General features: G+C 73.8%; 5 protein-coding genes. 1 reads left to right on the top strand and 4 read right to left on the bottom strand.

Annotation, left to right across the window (positions count from 1 at the left end; translation table 11 throughout):
- Positions 1–1,176 (bottom strand): glycoside hydrolase family 65 protein (locus ABZ914_RS44610; protein WP_500200773.1); only part of this gene is annotated, 1,176 nt, incomplete at its 3' end.
- Positions 1,177–1,372: 196 nt separating this feature from the next.
- On the opposite strand from ABZ914_RS44610, the gene ABZ914_RS44615 reads away from it, so the two are divergent.
- Entirely contained in the window at positions 1,373–2,251 is an 879-nt protein-coding gene (locus ABZ914_RS44615) for a universal stress protein (RefSeq protein ID WP_500200774.1), read from the top strand.
- A 58-nt stretch (positions 2,252–2,309) separates the two neighbouring features.
- Here the strand turns inward: ABZ914_RS44615 and ABZ914_RS44620 are convergent, their stop codons facing one another.
- The 3 genes from ABZ914_RS44620 to ABZ914_RS44630 all read right to left on the bottom strand — a co-directional run.
- Positions 2,310–2,831, bottom strand: a complete 522-nt coding sequence (locus ABZ914_RS44620; RefSeq protein WP_500200775.1) for a CBS domain-containing protein — start codon at positions 2,829–2,831, stop codon at positions 2,310–2,312.
- Positions 2,832–2,947: 116 nt separating this feature from the next.
- A complete protein-coding gene (locus ABZ914_RS44625) occupies positions 2,948–5,557 on the bottom strand; it encodes a cation-translocating P-type ATPase (protein WP_500200776.1) in 2,610 nt (869 codons plus the stop codon).
- A 187-nt stretch (positions 5,558–5,744) separates the two neighbouring features.
- A partial coding sequence (locus ABZ914_RS44630; RefSeq protein WP_500200777.1) for a LuxR C-terminal-related transcriptional regulator occupies positions 5,745–5,882 on the bottom strand: 138 nt, incomplete at its 5' end.

The raw sequence follows: 5,882 nt of genomic DNA on the forward strand, positions 1-5,882 counted from the left end.
GCCCGCAGCGGCGGCCGCGCGCCGCGCCGCGGGAAGGCGCCTCCACCGGTACATCAGCAGCGCCTTGGCGATCTCGGGGAACCGCATGGTCAGGAAGGGCAGGATGAACAGCTCGTCCCAGAAGACGTGGCCGCGGTAGGCCTCGCCGTGCAGCCCGCGGGCGGGCACGCCGGCGTCCAGTTCCACGGTGTGCGGCGACACCGTCTGCAGCACATGGAAGATGTGCAGGTTGAGGACGCGCTGCACGTCGGCGCGGTCGAGCCTCAGCTGGGCGCGCCGCCACAGGTGCGCCCAGGCGAGCGCGTGCCGCTCCAGCAGGCCGTCGAAGCCGTCCGCCTGCTGGACGGCGGCGAGCGCGGCCCGGCCGTGCTCCTCCACCGCGCGGTCGCGGGAGGTGTAGACGGCCGCCACCTTCTCGATCGTCACCGCCGCGCCCTCGCGGACCTCGATGCGCAGGTCCTGCGCCGTCCAGCCCGGTTCGGCGCGCCGGGACGCCGCCGCCGGCTCGGACGACCGCGTGCGGGCCGCGACCGCGATGCCGATCCTCGACGTGGTCGTGACCGTGGTGAGCAGCTGCGCCTCGGGGTCGCCGGGGTCGGCCGGATCCTCGCGGACGAGGTGCTCGGCCGGCAGGTCCCGGTACCGGGCCACGCCGGTGTTGGCGACCCGTCCGTCCAGCGCCGAGCGGACCTCCAGGACGCCGGTCCAGTCCTCCGGCACGATCGTGGTCTGCAGGGCGGCCAGGTGCGGCTCGTCCATGGACACGATCCGGCGCTGGGCGAGGCGGAACGTCCGGCCCGCCGCGTCGCGGCAGCGCAGCAGCCGGGTGAGGACGCCGCGGCGCAGGTTCAGTTCCTGGCCGTACGCCAGGAGCCGCCCCTCCGCGCGGGCGCGGTCGAGGTCGAACCACTCGCCTCCGGCGGCGCGGAAGGTCAGCGGGAGCCAGTTCGGGACGTTCACCAGGTCGGCGTTGTCGGCGTCCTGCCCGCCGATCCGCGCGGTGAGCCGGTCGTAGCATCCGGAGATGTAGGTCCCGGGGTAGTGCGTTCCGTCGGCGGACGACTCGGGCGCGGCACCGCGTGTGGCGAAATAGCCGTTGCCCAGCGTGCACAGTGCCTCGCGCAGCCGCTCGGCGGCCGGCTCGTAACCGTCGTAGATCAGGTCCCACCGGCTCATGGCCTCTCCCGCCGGTCGTCGGTAGCCGTCCGGTGACGATGCCCTCTTTCCGGACCGTCTCACCGGCGGCGCCGGAGTGCCGAGTGCCGGACGGACCGGGCTTCCAGGGACCTTCGGCCCGTCCAGGACGGTTCGGTGCGAACCGAGACTGAGTAATCGAGGAGTACTGCCGCCTCACCGGGGAGATGTGTTGGGAATGGGCGAACTGGACAGGGCTCAGCGGGCGCACGTGCTGCTCGGCTACGACGCCAGCGAGGACAACGAACCGGCGCTGCGGTGGGCGGTCGACGAGGCGCGCCTGCGCGGGCTGGACCTGGTGCTGTGCCATTGCTGGCACTGGCCGTACCCCGCTGACCATGTGGACGGCCGCGTCGAGGCGATCATCGAGCGGGCGGGGGAGAAGCTCCTTGAGCACGGGGAAACGCGGGCCCACGAGCTCGGGATGTCCCGGACGGTCGGCAAGCGGCTGAGGCCCGAGCCGGTCTCCGACGCCCTGGTGTGCGAGTCCGAGGACGCCGAACTGATCGTGATCGGCTCCCACGAGCGGCACCACCTGCCGGTCGGCTCGACCGCGGTGCAGCTGCCGGCCCGGGCGCGCCGGCCCGTGCTGGCCGTCCGCCGCGACGACCACGGCGGCGGCCCTGCCCGCGGCCTCGTCGTCGCCGGTGTGGACGGGTCCCGGGGCGGCGACGCCGCGCTGGGCTTCGCCATGGAGGAGGCGGTGCTGCGCGGTTGGCGCCTGCGGGTCGTGTTCGGGGTCTGGGAGCCCGGGGCGGTCGACGAGGCGGAGCTGCCCCTGTTCACCGACAAGGAGCGGCTCGCCCAGGTCCGGGCGGAGACGCTGGAGCGGTCCGTCGCCCCGTGGCGCGACCGCTACCCCCAGGCCGATCTCGACGTCTCGGTGGTCCTCGATCGTCCTCGTGAGTCCCTCTTGCAGGCGGCGGACGGCGCCGATCTGCTGGTGGTCGGGGACCGCGGCGCCGGCGGTCTGGACCCGCTGTTCCTCGGAGCGACCAGCTCGGCGATGCTCCAGCACGCCCCCTGCACGGTGGCCATCGTGCCGTCCGCCCACTGACCGCGTCGGTCCCGGGCGGCGCGGCCGTGCGCCGGCCGAGCCGCTCTCCGCGCCACCGCTAGTCCGGTCCCATCCGCCCGGCGTCCGGGTGGCCGGGGAGCCCGGCGGGGAACACCGGTTCGATCCGGTACAGGGACGGCATCCCGCCGGTGCGCGGCCCGACGTCGCGATGGACGCCGGCGAGCCCGCTCACCAGGTCCCGGGCCGTGAGAAGGCCGACGAGCACGTTCCGGTCGTCGGTCACCGGGACGTAGTCCAGGCCGGCCTTCATCATGGCCCTGGCGGCCTCCGCGACGGTGGCCGTGGGCGGTACCGTCACCGGAGGTCCGGGCGGCAGGAGCGTGGTGACGGCCCGGCGGGCCTGCTCGGGGCCGGAGGCGTTCCAGGAGGCCGTCAGGGTCTGCGCGTCGACCACGCCGACGAAGCCTCCCTCGTCGTCGGCCACCGGCAGGTGGTGGACGCCCGCCTGGCACATCAGCTCCCACGCCATCAGCACCGATTCGGACTCGGAGATGGTGAGAAGGTCCAAGGTCATCACCTCGGCGACGGCCCGCCTCTCCAGCGGGCGATGGGCGACCATGAGTCCTCCAGGTGTCGGTTCCGTCCTCATGTCCCATGATCCGCCCGTGGCGGGGGCGGCCCGCAGAGGCGAAGGTCCTTCGAGAAGGGGCCGAGACGCCCGGCCGCGGGGAGACGTCAGCCGCGCTGGAGCCGCTTGATGATCTCTACGAGGACGTAGGCGGCCACGGCGAAGACGATGATCCGCGCCCACGCGCCGAGGCCGAGCGCGGCCGAATGGAAGACCCTCTGCATGAAGGGGGTGTACGTGTAGAACATCTGGATCGCGAGGAGGGCCGCGGCGCCGGCGGCCGTCCAGGGGTTGCGGCGAACGCCGCGCCACAGCAGCGGCCGCTCCAGGGACAGGCAGTTGAACATGTAGGCGATCAGCGTGACGGCGAAGACGTTCACCACGATGGTCCGGGCCGTCTCGGGCGGGGCCCCGTGCGCCAGCTCCCAGTGCTGGAGGCCGAACGAGCCCGCGAGCAGGATCCCCGACACCAGCAGGATCCGCAGGGTCATGGCGCGGGTGAGCAGCGGCAGCGACGGGTCGCGGGGCGGCCTCCGCATGATCCCCTCGTCCCTGGGCTCGACCGCGAACGGCAGGCCGAGGACCAGCACGGCCGTCATGTTCAGCCACAGCACCTGGAGCGGCAGGATCGGCAGCGAGGCGTTCGCGACGATGGCGGCGACCAGCACCAGCCCGAGGCCGATGTTCGACGGCAGCGCCCAGACGATGAACTTCACCAGGTTGTCGAACACGCCGCGCCCCTCCTCCACGGCCTGCTCGATGGAGGTGAAGTCGTCGTCGGTGAGGACCATGTCGGCCGACTCCCGGGCGGCGTCGGTGCCACCGCGTCCCATGGCGACGCCGATGTCGGCGCGCTTGAGTGCGGGGGCGTCGTTGACGCCGTCCCCGGTCATGGCGATGACGTGGCCGGCCTCCTGGAACGTCCGGACGAGCCGCAGCTTCTGCTCGGGGGAGACCCGCGCGAACACCGAGGCCGCGCCGATCCGCTCCGGGGAGAGGCCGGCGGCCAGGTCCGCCCCCGTCACCACCTCGCCGCCGAGCCCGATCCGGGCGCCGACCGCGGCGGCGGTCGCCGCGTGGTCCCCGGTGATCATCTTGACCTGCACGCCCGCGTCGCGGCAGGCCCGCACGGCGCTCGCCGCCTCGGGGCGCGGCGGATCGATCATCGCCTGCAGGCCGAGGAAGGTGAGGCGGGGCAGCGGATCGAGCCGCTCGGCCGACGCCCGCGCGAACGCCAGGACGCGCAGCGCCCGCCCGCCGAACGCCTCGGCGCGGGCCGTGACGGCCGCGCGATCCAGCGGCTCCGGCAGTCCGTCCGGCCCCGCCTGGTCGTCGCAGAGCTCCAGGATCCGCTCGACCGGGCCCTTGGCGTAGACGATGCCGCCGTCATGGGCGGTGGCCATGAAGCGCCGCTCGGAGGTGAAGGGAAGCGCGGCCGCCCTGGGCGGCACGTCGCCGATCTCCGCCTTGGCGGCGCTCGTCAGGAGCGCGCCCTCGGTGGGGTCCCCGGCGATGCGCCAGACGCCGTCCTCCTCGAACAGCTGCGCGTCGTTGCAGGCCGCGCCCGCGAGCAGTGTCTCCCGCAACGCGGGATCCGAGTCCGGGCGGACCGGCCGTCCGTCCTGTTCGACGGTGCCGGCGGGCGCGTAGCCGGAGCCCGAGACGGTGTACTCGCGGCCGCCGCTGAACACGGCGGTGACCGTCATCTGGTTCTGGGTGAGCGTCCCCGTCTTGTCGGTGCAGATGACCGTCGTGCCGCCGAGCGTCTCGACCGCGGGGAGGTGCCGGACGATCGCCCCCCGGCGGGCCATCCGCGCGACGCCGAACGCGAGGGTGATCGTGACGATGGCGGGCAGCCCCTCGGGGATGGCGCCGACCGCGAGCGCGACCGCGGCGGTGAGCATCTCGGCGGGCGGGCGGCCGTACAGGACGCCGATGCCGAAGGTCAGCGCCGCCAGCAGGAGGATCGCGACGGTGACGATCCCGCTGAACCGGGCGATCTTGCGGGTGAGCGGGGTCTGGACCGTGCCGGCCGTCCGCATCAGGCGGTGCACGTCGCCGATCTCCGTGGCGGCACCGGTGGCCACGACGATCCCGGCGCCCTGCCCGTTGGTGACCAGCGTCCCCGAGAAGGCCATGTTGCGCCGGTCCGCCAGCGCCGCCTCTCCGAGCGCCGCCGGGTCCTTGCCCACCGGAACGGACTCGCCGGTGAGCGCCGACTCGTCGACCGAGAGCTCGTCGGTGCGCAGCAGGCGCAGGTCCGCGGGGACCTTGTCGCCGGCCGCCAGCGCGACGAGGTCGCCGGGGACCAGCTCGGCCGCCGGCACGGTCACCGGCGCGCCGTCCCGGACGACGGAGGCCGTGGTGCGGGTCAGCGCGGACAGCGCGGTGAGCGCCGCCTCCGCGCGGGACTCCTGGACGAACCCGACGACGGCGTTGACGACCACCACGCCCAGGATGACCAGGGCGTCGGCGTGCTCGCCCAGCAGCGCGCTCGCGGCCGCCGACGCCAGCAGCACGTAGATCAGCGGGCTGTTGAACTGCAGCAGGAACCGCGCCGCCGGCCCCTGCCCGCGCGCCGCGGGCAGCTCGTTCGGCCCGTCCCGCGTCAGCCACTCCGCCGCTTCCGGCCCGCCGAGACCGCGCTCGGCGTCGGTGCCGAGCGCGGCCGCGACCTCCCTCGCCTGAGTGCGGTACGGCGCCTGCGCGGTCGTCATCCGAGCTTGGCCAGCCGCTCGCCGTGCTCCTCCGAGGTGATCTCACCGCGCGCGTAGCGGTAGGCGAGGGCGTACCCGATGTTCATGGCCGTACCTCCTGACGGCTCCACCGTCCTCCGGCGGGCATGGCGCCTGGCAGGGGCGAAGGTCCCGGGGACGAGCGACGCTCGGCCTCTGGTGTGGGCGTTCACTTGTGGTGGTGGTTCTTGTCGGTGTCGGCTTTGAGTTGTGCGGCGAGGGCGGCGGCTTGGGTGCGGCGGCTCATGCCGAGTTTGGTGAAGATGCTGGAGATGTAGTTCTTGACGGTTTTTTCGGCGAGGAAGAG

This window comes from Spirillospora sp. NPDC046719 (assembly GCF_040645715.1).
GTDB lineage: Bacteria > Actinomycetota > Actinomycetes > Streptosporangiales > Streptosporangiaceae > Spirillospora.

Bases quoted from the DNA above. Each gene is read 5' to 3' on its own strand.
- ABZ914_RS44620 (WP_500200775.1), bottom strand. From the start codon at position 2,831: ATGGTCGCCCATCGCCCGCTGGAGAGGCGGGCCGTCGCCGAGGTGATG.
- ABZ914_RS44625 (WP_500200776.1), bottom strand. From the start codon at position 5,557: ATGACGACCGCGCAGGCGCCGTACCGCACTCAGGCGAGGGAGGTCGCG.
- ABZ914_RS44615 (WP_500200774.1), top strand. From the start codon at position 1,373: ATGGGCGAACTGGACAGGGCTCAGCGGGCGCACGTGCTGCTCGGCTAC.